The organism is Methylibium sp. (assembly GCF_965279545.1).
In the GTDB taxonomy this organism is placed as follows: Bacteria; Pseudomonadota; Gammaproteobacteria; order Burkholderiales; family Burkholderiaceae_C; genus Methylibium.
In genome coordinates this window covers 3,727,645-3,746,249 of the sequence record NZ_OZ257250.1, presented here as the reverse complement: position 1 = coordinate 3,746,249, position 18,605 = coordinate 3,727,645, and the positions used below count along the sequence as shown (strand labels likewise).

The following is an 18,605-nucleotide window of genomic DNA, read 5'->3' as shown; positions in this document are numbered from 1 at the left end:
ATTACTTCAACACGAACGGGTTGGCGAAGGCAAACATCATCGCGATACCGACGCCGATCAGGAAGGCTGCGTCGATCAGGCCGGCCAGCAGGAACATCTTGGTCTGCAGCTCGTTCATCAGCTCCGGCTGACGGGCGGCCGATTCCAGGTACTTGCTGCCCATGATGCCGATGCCGATGCAAGCACCGATGGCGCCCAGGCCGATGATCAGGCCGGCGGCGAGGGCAACAAAACCGAGAACGTGTTCCATGGTGACTCCTTCAGAGGGGTGGTTGTAGTGAGAGAAAAAACGAAATCGAGCGCGAGCGGTCAGTGAGCGTCGTGCGCCTGACCGACATAGACCAGGGTCAGCATCATGAAGATGAAGGCCTGCAGGGCGACGATCAGGATGTGGAAGATCGCCCAGGCGGTGCCGGCCAGGATGTGGCCGATCCACATCGCGATGCCGGTGCCGGAGGCGAAGCCGACGCCCCCCATCAGCGCGATCAGCATGAACAGCAGTTCGCCGGCATACATGTTGCCGAACAACCGCATGCCATGCGACACCGTCTTCGCGAGGAACTCGATGATCTGCATCGCGAAATTGAACGGATACAGGAACCATTTGTCGCCGAACGGCGCCGCGAAGAGCTCGTGCACCCAGCCGCCGAGCCCTTTGATCTTGATGTTGTAGTAGATACAGACCAGTAGCACGCCGGACGACAGCCCCAGCGTGGTCGAGAGGTCGGCGGTCGGCACGACGCGCAGGTAGGCGTGGTGCGGATCATGGCCGGCCGCACCATAGATCGCCTCCCAGATGCGCGGGATCAGGTCGACCGGCAGGAAGTCCATCGAGTTCATCAGGAAGATCCAGATGAACACCGTGAGCGCCAGCGGACCGACGAACTTGCGCGACGTGGCGTTGTGGATGATGGACTTGGCCTGGTTGTCCACCATCTCGAGCAGTAGCTCGACGGCGGCCTGGGTGCGGCCCGGCACGCCGGCGGTCACGCCCTTGGCAACCCGCCACATGAAGAACAGCCCGACGACGCCGAGCAGGATCGACCAGAACAGCGAATCGACGTTGAACACCGAGAAGTCCACGATGCCGGTCTGCTCGTGGCTCTGCAGGTGCCTCAGGTGGTGCCCGATGTACTCGCCGGCGGTGGGGCCGTGTTCCGCAAGGTTTCCTTCGGCTGCCATTTGTCAGTCTCGTCCCGCTTTGTTCTTCGCCCGGCCCTGCCAGAGCAGCGCCAACCAGTTGACCTTCATGCACACGAGCATCGCGACCAGCAGCGCTGGCCAGCTCAAACCCGGCACGACCTTCGCGGCAGCCGCCAGCAGGGCCACCGCCAAACCCACCTTCACCGCCTCCCAGAGCATGAAGCTGAACGCCGCAGCGCCCACCCCTGCCCCCGTGAGGCGGGTGATGCCACGCGCCAGCAGGGCGCCGGGCACCACCACGGCCGCGGCGCCGTAAAGCGCCGACCAGGCCAGCTCGCTGCGCTGGGTGACGAGCCCGATCAGGGCTGCCACCACCAAGCCGACCGCAGCCTGCACCGCGATCACCCGCCAGGGTGAAACCGGCGGGTGCTTGGCCCTCAAGGCCTGGGCTTCTTCACGGCTCAGGGTCTTGAAGGGCGCTTCGTCATCCTCACCTGAACCAGATCCGGGCCGGGCGCTGCGCACATCGGCTGAAGTGCGCTCGCGCATGCTCGGGATGGTCAGATTCGGCAAAACCCCGGGAGTGTACGTGATAACCCGGAGGTTTCAAACCTTGCCGGGTCCGCCTGAGTGCGGGCGCTCCGCCCTCTCGACGGCCCTGCATGGCCGTGCTAGGGCGGGCCCGAGCGGTCCGCGTCCTGGTGTGTGGCGCTGTCGTCGTCAATAGGCGTGCGTACCGCCGCTCAGTGAGTGCACCGCGGCGGCGTCCGGCGTGCGCAGCGCCTGCAGCGAGGTCTGCGCCGCGTGCACCAGCAGGCCGAGGTCCGACCCCAGGCCGACGAAATCGAAGCCGGCTGCACGGACTTGCGTGGCCATTTCAGGCGTGCCGGCCAGCGTCCCGATCGGGATGCCGGCCGCCCGCGCCCGTGCCGCGGCCTGCGCCATCGCCTTCAACACCGCTGGGTGCTTGGCATCGCCGCCATGGCCCATGGCCGCGGACAGGTCGGCCGGCCCGACAAACAGCGCATCGACACCGTCGACCGCCGCGATCGCCTCGAGCGCGTCCAGAGCTTGCGGTGTTTCGAGCTGCAGGATCAGCGCCACGCCGGCGTTGGCGGCGTGTGTGTCGAGCCGCTGCGTCCCGTAGCGCGTGGCGCGACTCATGGTGGCCACGCCGCGCACCCCCAGCGGCGGATAGCACGTGGCCGCCACGGCCAGCCGCGCCTCGTCGGCACTCTGGACGAAGGGCACCATCAAGGTGTTCGCCCCGGCGTCGAGCAGGCGCTTGAAGAGCACGGCGTCATTCCACGGCAGCCGCACGATCGGCACCAGCTTGGTCGCGGCCACCGCCTGGAGCATCTGCACGACGCCCGGCAGTTCGAGTGGCGAGTGCTCCATGTCGAGTACCGCCCAGTCGAAGCCGGCATGGCCGATGGCCTCGGCCACCAGCGGACTGGCCGACATGATCCAAGTGCCGAGCGGCACCCGCTGATGGCTGGCACGCGGGTGCGCATCGATGCCGCGTGCCGGGTTCTGCAAGAGCTGCTTGAAGGCGTTCATCGCGGGCTCCCAGGCGGGTCGGCGTGGCACTGCGCCGCGTCGCCGCCTCTCAAGGAAACGAAGGACCGCCCCGAGGTTCCTCGACCCCCCGGGGTGGGCAGACCTGGTTGGCCAAGTCCTGGGGGTGCTCAGTCGTCGTCAGTAGTGCGAGCCGGGCCCTTCGAGCCCGACACGCAGATAGTGTGCGCCGGGAATCGGGTTGTAGTAGTAGGGCGGCACCTCCTCGAAGCCGAGCGAGGCGTAGAGTTCGCGCGCGGTCTCCATGTCGTCGAGCGTGTCAAGCAGCATTGCCGAATAGCCACCGCTGCGCGCGCGATCGATCAGGGCCTCGGCGAGCTGGCGCCCCAGGCCGAAGCGGCGGAAGGCGCGGCGCACGTAGAGGCGCTTCATCTCGCAGACATTGGCTTCGTCGGCCTCGGGCAGCGGACGCAGCGCGCCGCAGCCGGCCAGTTCCCCATCGCAGTAGGCCAGCAGCAGCGCCCCCCCGGGCTCGGCATAGTCGCCGGGCAGGCCGGCCAACTCCGCTTCGAAGTTCTGGAAGCACAGGTCGATGCCGAGCGCTTCGGCGTACTCGCGAAAGATCCGGCGCGCGGCATCCAGTTGCTCCGGCGATGCCGGCGAGACCAGTTCGATGCCGGGGCCGGTCATCTCGCGCCGTGATTCAGCAGCGGCGCGGTGGCACCCCCGCGAGACCGCGCCGGCGCGTCGATCGCGGCAGGCAGGTTCCGGACAGCGAGGGGGTGGCTGGGACGCATCGCCCGGTGAATTTACACCGGCGTGCCCCGCTCGGCTCGTCGGGACCTGCGAAGCCGACCCTCGACGCCGCGGTCACAGACGCAGGCTGCCCACGATGCAAGTCACCGAGTCGCCCCCGACCCAGAGGTCCGCGCCGAGCAGCTCGACATGCACCCGCCCGGCGCGCCCCATCCGCGCGCCCTGGCTCGCGACATAGTGCTCGGGCGCGAGCCCGGCACCGATGAGCCACTGCGCCAGGCCGGCATTCAGACTGCCCGTGACCGGGTCCTCGGGAACGCCCAGCGACGGCACGAAGGCACGCACCTCGAAGGCTGTTGCGTGGCCCGGCGCCTGGGCGCCGATCACGCCCAGGTTGAGCGGCTGCATCGCCGCGTAGTCGGGCTCGAGCGCCAGCACGGCGTCGGCGCTGGCGAGCATTGCGGCGACCCAGCCGGGGCCGTTGTCGACCCATTGCGTCGCCAGCAGCTCGGTCGGTGCGACGCGCAGGGCGCGCGCGATCTGCGCCCGCGTGCCTTCATCGACCTCGCCGCTGCGGCGCAGCGGCGGCGCGGCGAACGCGAGCCGCGTGCCATCGCGGCGGATGCGCACGAGACCGACTCCGCACTCCTGCACCACCTCGCCCGACCGCGGCGCGCCGCCTGCTTCGAGCCAGGCATGGCAACTGCCAAGCGTGGGGTGGCCGGCGAACGGCAGCTCCTCGGCCGGCGTGAAGATGCGCAACCGGTAGTCGGCGGCCGGTGTCGTCGGCGGCAGCAGGAACGTGGTCTCGCTGAGCTGGGTCCAGCGCGCGAAGTCCTGCATCTGCGCATCGCTCAGGCCCGCGGCGTCGAACACCACCGCGACCGCGTTGCCGCGCAGCGGCTCGGCGGTGAACACGTCGACCTGGGCGAAGCGCCGCTCGAGGGGCCGGCTCATGCCACCCTCCGCAACGGCGGCAGCTCCGCCAGCGCCTCGCGCACGACGCGCCCCAGCGCAGCAACCGCGGTGGCGAGCTGCGCCGGCGCCAGCGTGACGAAGCTCAGGCGCAGCGTGCGCCGGTCGGGCTCGCCGGCGTAGAACGGCGCGCCCGGCACATAGGCCACGCCGGCGGCGACGGCGCGCGGCAACAGCGCCGTCGCGTCGAGCCCGCTCGGCAGCCGCAGCCAGAAGAACATGCCGCCGCGCGGCGCCTGCCATTCGGTGGCGTCCGACAGGTGCTCGCGCAGCGCCGCGGCCATCGCGTCGCGCTGAGCCGCATAGCGCGCGCGGATGGTCGGCACGTGGCGGTCGAGCAGGCCGTCGCGCACGACTTCGTGGACGACGCGCTGGTTGAAGCCCGCGGTGTGCAGATCGGCAGCCTGCTTGGCTTGCAGCAGTTTTGGCACCAGCGCCGGCGGCGCCACCACGTAGCCAAGCCGCAGACCCGGCGCAAGCACCTTCGAGAACGAGCCGAGGTAGACCGTGCCTTCTGGCCAGCGCGCGGCCAGCGGCGCGGGCGGCGGCTCGTCGAACCACAGCTCGCCATAGGGGTTGTCTTCGACCAGCGGCACGCCGGCAGCCTGCGCCGCGCTCACCAGCGCGTCGCGGCGGGCGCAGGACATCACGCGACCGGTCGGGTTCTGGAAGTTGGGCAACAGGTAGGCGCAGCGCGCACCGGCGGCGGCGGCAAGCGCCTCGGGCCGCGGCCCCTCGTCGTCGGACGCGAGCGCCGCGAACTGCGGTTCACAGGTCGCGAAGGCCTGCAGGGCGCCCAGGTAGGTCGGGGTCTCGACCGCGACGGTGCTGCCGGCATCGATCAACAGCTTGCCCACCAGATCGAGCCCTTGCTGCGAACCAGTGGTGATCAGCACCTGACCGGGCCCGACCTCGATGCCGTCGCGTCGCAGCCGCGCCGCGACCCAATCGCGCAGCGGACCGAAACCCTCGCTGGCGGCGTACTGCAGGGCTTCGTTCGGCGTGTCGCGCAGCACCTTGGCGGTCGCCTCGCGTACCGCCTCGACCGGGAAGCTGTCCGGCGACGGCAGGCCGCCGGCGAGCGAGAGCACGCCAGGCCGCTCGGTGAGCTTCAGGATCTCGCGGATCGCCGAGGGGTTCATCCGCTGCGTGCGTTGCGCGAATCGGAAGGGCGTGCTCATCGGGACCCCCTTGGCGCTGTGCGCCGCCCCCCGAGGGGGAATTCGCCCTCGGGGCGGCCCAGCGTGCTCATTGGAGCACCTTCGTGCTGCGCACTCCGGTATTCGCACTTGGGGCGGCCCGGCGTGCTCATTGGAGCACCTTCGTGCTGCGCACTCCGGTATTCGCACTTGGGGCGGCCCGGCGTGCTCATGCCCGCACCTTGAACCAGAACTCGATCTCGGCGCTGTCGGCCTCGAAGCGTGCAGCATGCGCGGCGCGCGCCGGAACGTGGTACCACTGCCCCGGGGCGAATCGTTGCTCGCGGCCGTCCATCGTCAGGACCAGCTCACCCTGGGTGACGACGCCGATGTTGTCGGTGTCGTGCTCGTGCGTCGGGATCTGCGTGCCCGCGGGATAGGACGCAAACAGCACGTCGCAAGCCTGCGCAGCCAGCCTGAAGGCGTCGAACGCACCGTCGAACTTCGGCAACTCACGAATCTGTGGCGGGAAATGCGTCATGCGTGCTCCTCATTGTGAATGCTCCTTGCCTGCAGCCCCGACGGGCATGCGCTTGCCGATGAAGACCGTCGCGATCACGCCGAGCGCAAAGGCGACCGTCGGCACGTCGAGCCGTTCGCCCAGCAAGGGCACCGCCGCCAGCATCGACACGAAAGGCTGCAGCAGCTGGACCTGGCTCACGCGCACCGTGCCGCCGAGCGCCAGGCCGCGGTACCAGGCGAAGAAGCCCAGCCACATCGAGAACAGCGCGACGTAGCCGAAACCCAGCCACGCACCGGAGCGCACGGCGCCGAAGTCGATGCCAGCGGCAGCCCACGAGGTCAGCGGCAGCGTGATCGGCAGCGCACCGAGCAGCACCCAGCAGATCACCTGCTCGGGCCGCATCGCGCTCGACAGCCGCGCGCCGTAGACGTAGCCGACCGCGGCGCTCAGCACCGCGATCAGCAACAGGCCGTCGGCCGCGCTCAGCCGTCCGCCACCCTGCAGCGCCGCGTAGCCGAGCACCAGCGCACAGCCGGCGACCGCACAGGCCCAGAAGCCGCGCGAGGGCCGCTGGCGCAGCACCAGCGCCGCGACCGCGGCGGTCGCAAGCGGCAACACGCCGGTGACCACCGCGGCGTGGATCGCCGGCACCTCGCGCAATGCCAAGGCCAGGAACAGCGGGAAGCCGATCACGACGCCCGACGCGGTGATCGCGAGCTCGCGCAGCTGGTGGCGCTGCGGCCGCGGCGCGCGGGTGGCCCACAACCACATGGCCGACAGCAGCCCGGCCAGCGCCGCCCGCCCGGCAGTGACGAACAGCGGCGTGAGCTGCGGCGCCGTGGCGTCACCGACCGCAAGCCGCGTCATCGGCGTCGTGATCGCGAAGATCGCGACACCCAGCACACCCAGCCACAGGCCGCGCACCTCGTCTCGATGGCGTACGGCGCCGCGGGTGGGTGCGTAGAGCGCTTGTGTCGGCATGCGAAAGCACTGTACGCTTCGAACCAATACACAAGCAGTACAGATAAGCGTTGCAAGCACCGATCTGTATTGGCCTGCAAGACGACACACCCACGATGCTGACCCGCGACGCCACCACCACCCTGACCGAGCAGCTGGCCGAGCGCTACGCCGAGCGCATCCGCGCACGCCTGCTCGCGCCGGGCGCGCGACTGCCGTCGGTGCGCGACTGCGCGCAGCGCCATGGCGTGAGCCCGCACACCGTCGTGGCCGCCTACGACCAGTTGCTCGCGCAGGGCCTGATCGAGGCGCGCCGCCAGCGCGGCTTCTTCGTGCGCGCCGCCGCGCCGCCTGCCGCCCCCGCACGTCCTGCGCACACGGCCACCGGCGGCGAAAGCCGCCCGATCGCGCCGGTCGACGCGACCGCGTTGATCCGCAGCATGTTCCACCACCCCGGCGCGCGCGCCTCGCCGGGTCTCGGGACGCTGCCGCCCGAGTGGCTGGATCTGCCACTGCTCGGCAGCGCGCTGCGCCGCGTGATCCAGGGCGAGCGCCTCGCGGGCCACGCGCTGCACTACGGCGACCCGGCCGGTGATGGCCGGCTGCGCGCAGCGCTCTCGCATCGGCTGGCCGACCTCGGCATCGCCGCCGGGCCGGCGCAGATCGTCACCACGCTCGGCGCGACGCAGGCGCTCGACATCGTCTCGCGCACCTTGCTCGCACCGGGCGACGCGGTGCTGGTCGACGAGCCGGGCTGGGCCGTCGAGTTCGCCCGCCTGGCGCAGCTGGGCATGCGGGTGCTGCCGGTGCCGCGCGGCGCCGACGGCCCCGACCTCGACGTCATGCGCCGGCTGATCGAAGCACACCGGCCGCGCCTGTACGTCACCGTGTCGGTGCTGCACAACCCGACCGGCTCGACACTCTCGCTGGCCCAGGCCCACCGGGTGCTGACGCTGGCCCAGGCCCACGACTTCCATGTCGTCGAGGACGACACCTACGCCTGGCTGGCACCGCTGAACGCGCCGCGCCTGAGCACGCTGGACGGCCTGCAGCGCAGCATCTACATCTCGGGCTTCTCGAAGATCCTCACGCCGGGCTGGCGGGTCGGTTTCATCGCCGCGCCGCCGACCCTGGTACAGCGCCTGGTCGACGTGAAGCTGCTGAGCTCGCTCACGACGCCGGCCCTGACCGAGCAGGCGGTCGCCGTCTGTCTGGAGCAGGGCGCGCTGCGCCGCCACGCCGAGCGCGTGGCAGCACGCCTGGGCACCGCGCGCGTGCGCAGCATCGACCTGGCGCAGCAGCACGGCTGCACGCTGGCCACGCCGCCGCAAGGCCTGTTCGCCTGGGTCGACACCGGGGTCGACACCGACCGGTTGGCACTGGCCCTGCTCGATGATGGCTGGCTGATTGCCCCCGGGTCCTTGTTCCACGCCACGCGCCGCCCCAGCATGCTGATGCGCATCAACGTCGCGACCTCGCAGGATGTGGCGTTCTGGCGCGCACTGGCGCACCGCCGTGCCGAGTTGCAGCGGCGTGGCCCGCGCTCCTGACTGCTCGCGGGCTCCTATCACGCCCGGATGCCGGCGTGAAATGGAAAGGTTGATGTACAACCGCTTACAGTTACGCCATGGACGAACCCACCATCCCCTTCGGCGAACCGGAACTCTGGCGGGTCAGCACGTTCCAGCGCGCCGTGGGTGGTGGCAACAACGACGGCGGCTCGCGCTACAGCGCGCTGAGCCCCTCGTTGATGGCCGATCTGCAACGTTTCGAGAATGGCGATGCCGGCGCCGAGGTGCTGGAAGTGCTGGCCGCCTGCCTGCGCCATGCGCAGGACATGGCCCTGCACCTCGACCGAGACGGCCATGTGCTGCCGCTGACGGTGTTTCCGCGCGAGCGACTGTTCCACACGCCGCTGCCACTCGAAGCGCTGTACGCGACGCGTTTCGACACGGTGCAGCTGCTGCAGGTCGAGCAGGCACTGCTGCATGCACCGAGCCACGGCCGCGACGACATGGCCGCACCGGCCGAGATGTGCCATCCGCTGGGCCCGCTGCTGTGGCACATGGCGCTGCACGGCCCCCGCCACGAACTGCTGCCGGAACTGGCGGGGCCCGCCGTCTACCGCGTCGCGCCGGACCTGGCCGTGCCGACCGCGCTGAGCGGCGCGCTGGCCGCCGCCGTCGGCCGGCTGCGACAGGAGCCGATCTCGCTGCGGGCATTGGCCGCGTGGCCCGGCTTCGACCGGGAGCGCGCGTCGCGCCTGCTCAACGGCCTGTACCTGCAAGCCGGGCTGATCGTCAGCCGGACCCATCCAGGCGCCAACGGCGACTCGTGGTTCAGCAACCTGGGCAAGTGGTAGCGCGGGCGCGGCGCAGGTTCCCTCGTTTTCGTCAAGCGTTCAGCTGCAGCTTTGCCGGATCGAACGGCTGTGCGGTACGCCGCGCTCAGCGGCTGCCCAGCGTTTCCCAACGCTCCAGCGCGACCATCAACTCCTCTTCGATGCGGGCATAGCGCGCCTGCACGTCGGCCACACGCTGCGGCGTCTCGGCATAGAGCGCCGTGCCGCCGAGTTGCTCACCCAGCGTGCGCTGCTCGGCTTCGAGTGCCTCGATGCGCTGCGGCAGCGCGTCGAGTTCGCGTTGTTCCTTGAAACTGAGCTTGGCCCGCTTCGCCGGCGCAGGAGGCGCCACGGCGGCCACCGGCGCTGCCCCCGCGCGCTTGGCAGCGGCCGCCTGCAAGGTCCGAGCGCGCTCGGCCTGCAGCAACCAGTCTTCGACGCTGCCTTCGTATTCGCGCCAGCGGCCCTCGCCCTCGTTCACGATCGTGCTGGTGACCACGTTGTCGAGGAAGCGCCGGTCGTGGCTGACGAGGAATACCGTGCCGGGGTAGGTCTGCAGCAGTTCTTCGAGCAGCTCCAGCGTGTCGATGTCGAGGTCGTTGGTCGGCTCGTCGAGCACCAGCACGTTGGCCGGCTTGGCGAACAGGCGCGCGAGCAGCAGGCGGTTGCGCTCGCCGCCGCTCAGGCTGCGCACCGGCGAGTTGGCGCGCGCCGGGGCGAACAGGAAGTCGCCCAGGTAGCTCATCACGTGCTTGCGCTGGCCGGCAATCTCGACCCATTCGCTGCCGGGGCTGATGGTGTCGGCCAGCGTCGCGTCGAGGTTCAGCACCTCGCGCATCTGGTCGAAGTAGGCCACCTGCAGGTTGCTGCCGGTGCGCACCGTGCCGCTGTCGGGCGCGAGCGTGCCGAGGATGAGCTTGAGCAGCGTGGTCTTGCCGGCGCCGTTGGCGCCGATCAGGCCGACCTTGTCGCCGCGCAGGAGGGTCGCGCTGAAGTCGCGCACGATGACCTTGTCGCCAAAGGACTTGCCGACCGCTTCGAGCTCCGCGACGATCTTGCCGCTGCGCGAGCCGGCATCGACTTCGAGCGAGACGCGGCCGACCGAGTCGCGCCGCGCCGCGCGCTGCGAGCGCAGCACCTCGAGCCGTTTGATGCGTGCGACGCTGCGCGTGCGCCGCGCCTCGACGCCCTGGCGCACCCACACCTCCTCCTGCGCGAGCAGCTTCTCCTGGCGCGCGTTGTAGAGCGCTTCGTCGGCCAGCTCGCGCTGCTTGGTGGCCTCGTAGGCGGCGAAGTTGCCGGGGTAGCTGCGCAGCACACCGCGGTCGAGCTCGACGATGCGTGTCGACACCGCGTCGAGGAAGGCGCGGTCGTGGGTGATCAGCAGCACGCTGCCTCGGTACGCCTTCAGCAGCTCCTCCAGCCAGCGGATCGCGTCGAGGTCGAGGTGGTTGGTCGGCTCGTCGAGCAGCAGCACGTCGGGCGCGGCGACCAGCGCCTGCGCCAGCGCCACGCGCTTCCTGGTGCCGCCCGACAGCGGGCCGACCTGGGCGTCGGGCGCGAGCTGCAACCGCTCCAGCGTCTCGGTGACGCTCTGCTCCCAGGTCCAGCCGTCCATCGCCTCGATGCGGGTCTGGATGGCGTCGAGATCGTCGCTCGCGTCGTGCGCCTCGTAGCGCGCGCGCAGCGCCTTCACTTCGGCAAGGCCTTCGCTCACCGCGTCGAACACCGTGGCGTCAGGGTCGAGCACCGGCTCCTGGGCCACCAGCGCGAGCCGCAGGCCCTGCTGCAGCTGCAGCGTGCCGTCGTCGGGCTTTTCGAGCCCGGCGATGATCTTCAGCAGCGAGGATTTGCCGGTGCCGTTGCGGCCGATCAGGCCGACGCGCTCACCGGCCTCCAGCGAGAAGCCGGTGTGGTCGAGCAGGGCGACGTGGCCATAGGCCAGGTGGGCATTGGAGAGGGTCAGCAGGGCCATGAATGAAAGGCGGCGCCCGACCGCAATGTCGGGCGCCGCGGGGCGAATGGTACGCGCTGGCGATCAGGCGCCGAGCGCGGCCTCCAGCGCGTCGACGAAGTGCCGGGCCACATCGAAGCCGGTCTGCTGCGTGATCTCCTGGAAGCCGGTCGGGCTGGTGACGTTGATCTCGGTCAGGCAGTCGCCGATCACGTCCAGCCCCACCAGCAGCAGGCCGCGGCGAACGAGCAGCGGCGCGAGCGTCTCGGCGATCTCGCGGTCGCGCGCACCGAGCGGCAGCGCCACCCCCTTGCCGCCCGCCGCCAGGTTGCCGCGCACCTCGGAGCCCTGCGGGATGCGCGCCAGGCTGTAGGGCACCGGCTCGCCGCCGATCAGCAGGATGCGCTTGTCGCCCTGCGCGATCTCGGGCAGGAAGCGCTGCACCATCACGGTCTGGCTGCCGAACTTGTTCAGCGTCTCGGTGATGCTGCCGAGGTTCATTCCGTCTTCCCGGACCCTGAAGATGCCCATGCCGCCCATGCCGTCGAGCGGCTTCAGGATGATGTCGCGGTGCTCGGCGTGGAAGGCCCGGATGTCGGCGGCGTCGCGCGTCACCAGCGTCGGGCCGATCAGCTCGGGGAACTCGAGGATCGCCAGCTTCTCCGGGTGGTCGCGCAGGGCGCGCGGCGCGTTGAACACGCGGGCGCCTTCGCGCTCGGCCTGCTCCAGCAGGTGGGTGGCGTAGAAGTACTCGCTGTCGAAGGGCGGATCCTTGCGCATCAGCACCGCGTCGACGTCCTTCAGCGGCCGCACCTGGGCCGCACCGCCTTCGCGGTACCAGTCCTTGGCCTCGCCGGTGAGCGTGAACTCGCGCATGCGCGCGCTCACCACGCCGCCGCGCACCCACATCACGTGCCGGGGCTCGCAGGCCAGCAGTGTGTGGCCGCGCGCCGCGGCCTCGCGCATCATCGAGAAGGTGGTGTCCTTGTAGGTCTTGAAGCTGTCCAGCGGGTCGGCGACGAAGAGCAGTTGCATCGGAGGCGTCCTTCGAAAGGATCAGGTCTTGCGCCACTGTTGCACAACGAGCGCGATCGTGCCGGCGACCACGCCCCAGAAGGCCGCGCCGACGCCGGCGATCGTGACGCCGGACAGCGTGACCAGGAAGGTGATCAGCGCAGCCTCGCGGTGCGATTCGCTCTTGAACGCCTGCGCCAGTGCACTGGCGATCGTGCCGAGCAGCGCAAGGCCGGCGATCGCGACCACCAGCTCGCGTGGAAAGGCCGTCAGCACGCCGGTGACCGCGGCGCCGAACAGGCCGATCGCGCAGTACAGCAGGCCGCAGACGGCGGCCGCGACGTAGCGGCGCGCCGGGTCCTCGTGCGCCTCGCGGCCCATGCAGATCGCCGCGGTGATGGCCGCCAGGTTCAGGGCGAAGGCGCCGAACGGCGCCAGCAGCAGCGTCGCCACGCCGGTGATCGTGATGAGCCGGGAGACCGGCATCGCATAGCCGGCGGCACGGATCGTCGCGACGCCGGGCAGGTTCTGCGAGGCCATGGTCACGATGAACAGCGGCAGCGCGATGCTCACCGTGGCCGCGAGGCTGAAACGCGGCAGGGTGAAGACCGGCCGTGCGAGCGACCACGACACGGCCTCGGTGTGCAGCTGGCCCTGGAAGGCCGCGAAGCCGGTCGCCACCGCCAACACCCCCACCACGGCATAGCGCGGCCAGCAGCGCCGGCCGACGAGGTAGCTGGCCAGCATCAGCAGCACCAGCGGCAAGGCCGTGCGGGCCGCCGCGAAGGCCTCGATGCCGAAGCGCGCCAGCACGCCCGCCAGCAGCGCCGACGCCAGCGCGATTGGGATGCGGTTCATCACCCGCTCGAACCAGCCGGTCACGCCGGCCAGCGTGATGAGCGCGGCGCACACGATGAAAGCGCCGACCGCATCGGCCATCGTGTAGCCGGCGCCCGCGGTGGCCAGCACCGCTGCGCCGGGCGTGGACCACGCCACCATCACCGGCTGGCGCCACCACAGCGAAGGCAGCAGGGTGGTGAAGCCCATGCCCAGGCCGAGCGCCCACATCCACGAACTGATCTCGGTGGACGTGGCACCGAAGGCCTGCGCGGCCTGGAACACGATGGCCACCGAGCTCGTGAAGCCGACCAGCACGGCGACGAAACCGGCGGTGGCGGCGGACAGCGAAAAATCGTTCAGGAAGCGGCGCATGGGCCGAGTATCCGGGCAGCGCGCGCCCCCGAGCGCACGGTCAGATCTCGACCTTCGAGCCCAGTTCCACCACGCGATTCGTCGGCAGGTTCAGGAAATCGGCCGCCGCGGCCGCATTGCGGTGCATGCTGCAGAACAGCTTCTCACGCCAGATGGCCATGCCGCTGCCGATCGTCGGGATCACGATGTCGCGCGACAGGAAATAGCTGGTCTCCATGTCGTCGAGCTGCACGCCGCGGTGCTTCAGCAGGCCCAGGGCCTCGGGCACGTCGGGCTCGTTCTTGAAGCCGAAATTGAGCGTCACCTGCCAGCAGCAGCGGCCGAGCGACTCGATCTCGCAGCGCTTGCTGAAGGGGACCCACGGCACCTCGTGGTGCTTGACGGTGACGAACAGGTTCTGCGCATGCAGCACCTTGTTGTGCTTGAGGTTGTGCAGCAGCGCGTTGGGCGTGCTGCCCTGCTCCGCGGAAAGGAAAACGGCCGTGCCTTCCACGCGCGTCGGCGGGCTGATGAAGACCGACTCCAGGAAGCTCTTCAGGTCGATCGCCTCCTCTCGCACGCGCTCACTCACCAGGCGGCGGCCCTGCTTCCAGGTCATCATCAGCGTGAACATCGCGGCGCCGATGACCAGCGGGAACCAGCCGCCTTCGAAAACCTTGATCGCGTTGGCCGCGAAGAACAGCGAATCGACCACGAAGAAGAAACCGGTCGCGGCGATGCACAGCGCCCAGGGGTATTTCCAGCTGTAGCGGATCACGAAGAACGTCATCACCGTCGTGATCAGCATGTCGGTCGTGACGGCAATGCCGTAGGCCGATGCCAGCTTGCTGCTGGAGCCGAAGGTCACGACCGCCAGCACGATGCAGGCGTACAGCCCCCAGTTCACGAAGGGCACGTAGATCTGGCCGGTTTCCTTCACCGAGGTGTGGGTAATGCGCAGCCGCGGGAAGTAGCCGAGCTGGATGGCCTGCTTGGTGACCGAGAAGGCCGCGGTGATCAGCGCCTGCGAGGCGATCACCGTGGCCAGCGTGGCCAGCACGATCAGCGGATACAGCGCCCACTCGGGTGCCATTTCGTAGAACGGGTTCGTCACCGTTTGTGGTCGCTGCAGCAGCATCGCACCCTGGCCGAAGTAGTTGACGATGAGCGCCGGCATCACGAGGCTGAACCAGGCCAGGCGGATCGGTCGTTTGCCGAAGTGGCCCATGTCGGCATACAGCGCCTCGGCCCCGGTCACGCACAGCACCACGGCACCGAGCGACACGAAGGCCGTACCCGGATGCCGCCACATGAAGCCCAGCGCATGGTGAGGACTCAGCGCGACCAGCACCGAGGGGTTGTCGGCGATGTGGACGACCCCGAGCAAGGTCAGCACGGCGAACCAGACCGCGGTCACCGGGCCGAAGAACTTGCCGATGCCACCGGTGCCGAAACGCTGCGCGGCGAACAGCAAGGTCAGCACGACCAGCGTCAGGGGCATCACATAGCGGTGCAGGCCGGGCGCGGCCACCTCGAGACCCTCGACCGCGGACAGCACCGAAATCGCCGGCGTGATGACACCGTCGCCGAAGAAGATGGCGGTGCCGAACACGCCGAGGATCAACAGCCGGCGCCGCAGCGCCGGGCGCTCCTTCACCGCCGTGGACGCCAGGGCCAGCATCGCGATCAGGCCGCCCTCGCCGTTGTTGTCGGCGCGCAGGATCAGCAGCACGTACTTCAGCGAGACGATGACCGTCAGCGTCCACACCACCAGCGACAGGATGCCGTAGATGTTCTCGGGGGAGATGTCGATGCGCCCGTGGGCGAACACCTCCTTGAGAGCGTACAGCGGGCTGGTGCCGATATCGCCGTAAACGACGCCGACGGCGCCGAGCGTCAAGGCCGCCAGCTTGGAGCCGGTCGGCGGTTCGGAAAGTCGTGATTGCACGAAACAGGCGCGGGGACGGCGAAAAGGATCATTGTGCGCCGGCCGATCGAGCTTGACGCAGCGCCCATGTTGCAATGCAGCAACGACCCGGAGACGCGCCCCGACAGGCTGCAGGCCTGTCCCGCGCGCCGTCCGGGCGGCTACTCGTAGACCTCGGCGTCGGGATCGGTCGCTTCGAGTTCGTAGCTGGCGCCCAGCATCGCCAGCCGCCCGATCACACCGTACATGTAGAAGCGGTTCGGCGCGCTCGCGCCCGGCTTCTCGCCGGGCCGGGGCAGGTGGTGACTCTGGGCAAAGGCCAGCGGCACGAAGCTCGCCCCGGGGGAGTTGAGGTTCTCGTCGATGCCGCGTTCGGCGTGCACGCGGTAGAAGCCGCCGACCACGTAGCGGTCGATCATGTAGACCACCGGTTCGGCCACGGCATCGTTCACGCGCTCGTAGGTCGGCACGCCCTCCTGGATGATCACTTCGGAGACCTCCTGGCCGTCCTTGATGACGCTCATCTTGTTGCGCGCCTTGCGGTTGAGCTCGTCGAGGTCCTTGGCGTCGCGCACCGTCATGATGCCCATGCCGTAGGTGCCGGCGTCGGCCTTGACGATCACGAACGGCTTCTCCTGGATGCCGTACTCCTTGTACTTGCGGCGGATCTTGCCGAGCAGCGCATCGGCATGGCTCTGCACGCATTCCTGGCCGGTGCCGTCCTGGAAGTTGACCTTGCCGCACTTGGCGAACATCGGATTGATCAGCCAGGGATCCATGCCCAGCAGCTTGGCGAACTTCTTCGCGACGTCCTCGTAGGCCTGGAAGTGCAGGCTCTTGCGCCGCACCGCCCAGCCGGCATGCAGCGGCGGCAGCAGGTACTGCTCGTGCAGACCTTCCAGCACCTTCGGAATGCCGGCCGACAGGTCGTTGTTGAGCAGGATCGTGCAGGGATCGAAGTCCTTCAGTCCCAGGCGACGCTTGCTGCGCAGCAGGGGTTCGACCGTCAGCTCCGAACCATCGGGCAGGGCGAGCCGGGTCGGCTCGGTGACGGTGTCGTCCAAGGTGCCCAGACGCACGTTCAGGCCGGCGGAGCCGAAGATCTGCATGAGCCGCTGCACGTTCTGCAGGTAGAAACTGTTGCGCGTGTGCTTTTCGGGGATCAGCAACAGGTTCTTGGCCTCGGGACAGATCTTCTCGATCGCTGCCATCGCTGCCTGCACCGCCAGCGGCAGCATCTCGGGCGTGAGGTTGTTGAAGCCGCCCGGGTAGAGATTGGTGTCGACCGGCGCCAGCTTGAAACCGGCGTTGCGCACGTCGACCGAGCAATAGAACGGCGGCGTGTGCTCCATCCACTCGAGGCGGAACCAGCGCTCGATCGCCGGCATCGACTCCAGGATGCGCTGCTCGAGCTCGTTGATCGGCCCGTTGAGCGCCGTGATGAGGTGAGGGACCATGGGAGCAGCCTTTGCCGGAACGGAAGACGAATTCTAGGCAGGTGGAGTTCCGAGTGCCGCTTGCAAGCCCGCAAAGAAAAAGGCCGCCCGAAGGCGGCCTCTGTCGTGACGACCCGGGCAGATCCTGCCCGCCCGGGCCCTTCACACCCTCATCCAGTCATCACTGGTGGTAGGCCGTCTCGCCGTGCGAGGTGATGTCCAGGCCTTCGCGTTCGGCATCTTCGCTGACGCGCAGACCAATCACCAGATCGACGATCTTGTAGGCGATCAGCGAGACCACGCCCGACCAGACGATGGTCAGCAGCACGGCCTTGGCCTGGATCCACACTTGCGATGCGATCGAGTAGTCGGCCGCCGAGATCACGCTGGCCGTGACCCAGTCGGTCACGTAGCCCGGGCCGCCCAGGGCGGGTGAGTTGAACACGCCCGTCAGCAGCGCACCGACGATGCCGCCGACGCCGTGGACGCCGAACACGTCGAGCGAGTCGTCCGCGCCCAGGATCTTCTTCAGGCCGCTGACACCCCACAGGCAGGCGAAGCCGGCGATGACGCCGACCACCATGGCACCGACGATGCCGACGTTGCCGGCCGCCGGCGTGATGGCCACCAGACCGGCCACCGCACCCGACGCCGCACCCAGCATCGAGGCCTTGCCCTTGAGCAGGGACTCACCGACGCACCAGGCCAGCACCGCGCAAGCCGTCGCCGAGAAGGTGTTCAGGAAAGCCAGCGCGGCGCTGTTGCCGGCTTCGAGCGCGGAGCCCGCGTTGAAGCCGAACCAGCCCACCCACAGCAGCGAGGCACCCACCATGGTCAGCGTCAGCGAGTGCGGCGTGAAGGCTTCCTTGCCGTAGCCGATGCGCTTGCCCACCATGTAGGCCCCCACCAGGCCCGCGACCGCGGCGTTGATGTGCACCACGGTACCGCCGGCGAAGTCGAGTGCGCCCCACTGCCAGATCAGGCCGGCCTTGCCGGTCATCGCGTCGACCACTTCCTTGCTCGCGTAGGCGTCCGGACCCATCCAGAACCACACCATGTGGGCGATCGGCGCGTAGCTGAAGGTGAACCAGATCGTGACGAACAGCAGCACGGCCGAGAACTTCATGCGCTCGGCGAAGGCGCCGACGATCAGGCAGCAGGTGATGGCCGCGAACGTGGCCTGGAAGACCACGAACACGATCTCGGGGATCACGACGCCCTTGCTGAAGGTCGCTCCCATAGCGAACGCCCCGGTGGCCGGATCGAAGGTGCCCTTCAGGAACAGCCGGTCGAAGCCGCCGATGAAGGAGTTGCCCTCGGTGAACGCGAGGCTGTAGCCGTAGACGAACCACAGCACGCTGATCAGCGAGAACACGACGAAGACCTGCATCAGCACCGACAGCATGTTCTTGCTGCGCACCAGGCCGCCGTAGAACAGCGCGAGGCCCGGGATCGACATCATGATCACCAGCAGCGTGGACACCAGCATCCACGCGACATCGCCCTTGTTGGGAACCGGCGCGGGAGCTGCCGAGGCGGCATCGGCAGGCGCCGCGGCGGCGGCAGGAGCCGCAGCGGCGGATGCAGCTTCGACGACTGCGGCTGCCGCGGCGGGCGCGGAGGCAGCTTCTTGGGCGAAGGCCGTGTCGGCAAAACCGACAACCGCCAGGCCGACCGCCAACGAGGCGGCGAGTGAGGCAATGAGTTTTCTCATGTTTGTCTCGTTCA

The 18,605-nt window shown here is 69.2% G+C and carries 17 protein-coding genes; 2 read left to right on the top strand and 15 right to left on the bottom strand.

The window, feature by feature from the left end:
* Position 1 precedes the first annotated feature (1 nt).
* The 9 genes from atpE to ACQY9S_RS17520 all read right to left on the bottom strand — a co-directional run bounded on the left by atpE (position 2) and on the right by ACQY9S_RS17520 (position 7,035).
* Positions 2–250 carry a F0F1 ATP synthase subunit C gene (atpE, locus tag ACQY9S_RS17560; RefSeq protein WP_011827793.1) on the bottom strand — a complete coding sequence of 83 codons (249 nt, stop codon included), beginning with the start codon at positions 248–250 and terminating at the stop codon, positions 2–4.
* Between the two features lie 59 nt (positions 251–309).
* Complete coding sequence (atpB, locus tag ACQY9S_RS17555; RefSeq protein WP_428421438.1) at positions 310–1,182, bottom strand: F0F1 ATP synthase subunit A; 873 nt, start codon at positions 1,180–1,182, stop codon at positions 310–312.
* Between the two features lie 3 nt (positions 1,183–1,185).
* Positions 1,186–1,692: an ATP synthase subunit I gene (locus ACQY9S_RS17550; RefSeq protein ID WP_428421436.1), complete on the bottom strand. Its 507-nt coding sequence runs from the start codon at positions 1,690–1,692 to the stop codon at positions 1,186–1,188.
* A gap of 171 nt (positions 1,693–1,863) precedes the next feature.
* Positions 1,864–2,703, bottom strand: coding sequence for an HpcH/HpaI aldolase family protein (locus ACQY9S_RS17545; RefSeq protein WP_428421434.1), 840 nt, complete (start codon positions 2,701–2,703; stop codon positions 1,864–1,866).
* 138 nt (positions 2,704–2,841) lie between these two features.
* Complete coding sequence (locus tag ACQY9S_RS17540; protein WP_428421432.1) at positions 2,842–3,351, bottom strand: GNAT family N-acetyltransferase; 510 nt, start codon at positions 3,349–3,351, stop codon at positions 2,842–2,844.
* A gap of 180 nt (positions 3,352–3,531) precedes the next feature.
* Entirely contained in the window at positions 3,532–4,374 is an 843-nt protein-coding gene (locus ACQY9S_RS17535) for a PhzF family phenazine biosynthesis protein (RefSeq protein ID WP_428421430.1), read from the bottom strand.
* A complete protein-coding gene (locus ACQY9S_RS17530) occupies positions 4,371–5,573 on the bottom strand; it encodes a PLP-dependent aminotransferase family protein (protein ID WP_428421428.1) in 1,203 nt (400 codons plus the stop codon). Before ACQY9S_RS17530 ends, ACQY9S_RS17535 begins: the two co-directional genes overlap by 4 nt.
* Before the next feature lie 187 nt (positions 5,574–5,760).
* Complete coding sequence (locus tag ACQY9S_RS17525) at positions 5,761–6,072, bottom strand: cupin domain-containing protein (RefSeq protein WP_428421427.1); 312 nt, start codon at positions 6,070–6,072, stop codon at positions 5,761–5,763.
* Positions 6,073–6,081: 9 nt separating this feature from the next.
* The gene (locus tag ACQY9S_RS17520; RefSeq protein ID WP_428421425.1) at positions 6,082–7,035 is read right to left on the bottom strand and encodes a DMT family transporter; all 954 of its coding nucleotides are present in this window, start codon (positions 7,033–7,035) and stop codon (positions 6,082–6,084) included.
* Between the two features lie 95 nt (positions 7,036–7,130).
* On the opposite strand from ACQY9S_RS17520, the gene ACQY9S_RS17515 reads away from it, so the two are divergent.
* A complete protein-coding gene (locus ACQY9S_RS17515) occupies positions 7,131–8,564 on the top strand; it encodes a PLP-dependent aminotransferase family protein (RefSeq protein ID WP_428421423.1) in 1,434 nt (477 codons plus the stop codon).
* A 77-nt stretch (positions 8,565–8,641) separates the two neighbouring features.
* On the top strand, positions 8,642–9,376 hold the full coding sequence (locus ACQY9S_RS17510) for a hypothetical protein (RefSeq protein ID WP_428421421.1): 735 nt from the start codon (positions 8,642–8,644) through the stop codon (positions 9,374–9,376).
* A gap of 85 nt (positions 9,377–9,461) precedes the next feature.
* Here the strand turns inward: ACQY9S_RS17510 and ACQY9S_RS17505 are convergent, their stop codons facing one another.
* From ACQY9S_RS17505 to ACQY9S_RS17480, 6 genes are all read right to left on the bottom strand, one after another.
* Positions 9,462–11,330, bottom strand: a complete 1,869-nt coding sequence (locus tag ACQY9S_RS17505; RefSeq protein WP_428421420.1) for an ATP-binding cassette domain-containing protein — start codon at positions 11,328–11,330, stop codon at positions 9,462–9,464.
* 63 nt (positions 11,331–11,393) lie between these two features.
* Entirely contained in the window at positions 11,394–12,344 is a 951-nt protein-coding gene (gene gshB / locus ACQY9S_RS17500) for a glutathione synthase (protein ID WP_428421418.1), read from the bottom strand.
* A 21-nt stretch (positions 12,345–12,365) separates the two neighbouring features.
* Positions 12,366–13,535, bottom strand: a complete 1,170-nt coding sequence (locus tag ACQY9S_RS17495) for a benzoate/H(+) symporter BenE family transporter (protein ID WP_428421416.1) — start codon at positions 13,533–13,535, stop codon at positions 12,366–12,368.
* 40 nt (positions 13,536–13,575) lie between these two features.
* A complete protein-coding gene (locus ACQY9S_RS17490; protein WP_428421415.1) occupies positions 13,576–15,462 on the bottom strand; it encodes a potassium transporter Kup in 1,887 nt (628 codons plus the stop codon).
* A gap of 140 nt (positions 15,463–15,602) precedes the next feature.
* The gene (gshA, locus tag ACQY9S_RS17485; protein ID WP_428421413.1) at positions 15,603–16,898 is read right to left on the bottom strand and encodes a glutamate--cysteine ligase; all 1,296 of its coding nucleotides are present in this window, start codon (positions 16,896–16,898) and stop codon (positions 15,603–15,605) included.
* A gap of 160 nt (positions 16,899–17,058) precedes the next feature.
* On the bottom strand, positions 17,059–18,591 hold the full coding sequence (locus ACQY9S_RS17480; RefSeq protein WP_428421411.1) for an ammonium transporter: 1,533 nt from the start codon (positions 18,589–18,591) through the stop codon (positions 17,059–17,061).
* Between the last annotated feature and the right edge of the window lie 14 nt (positions 18,592–18,605).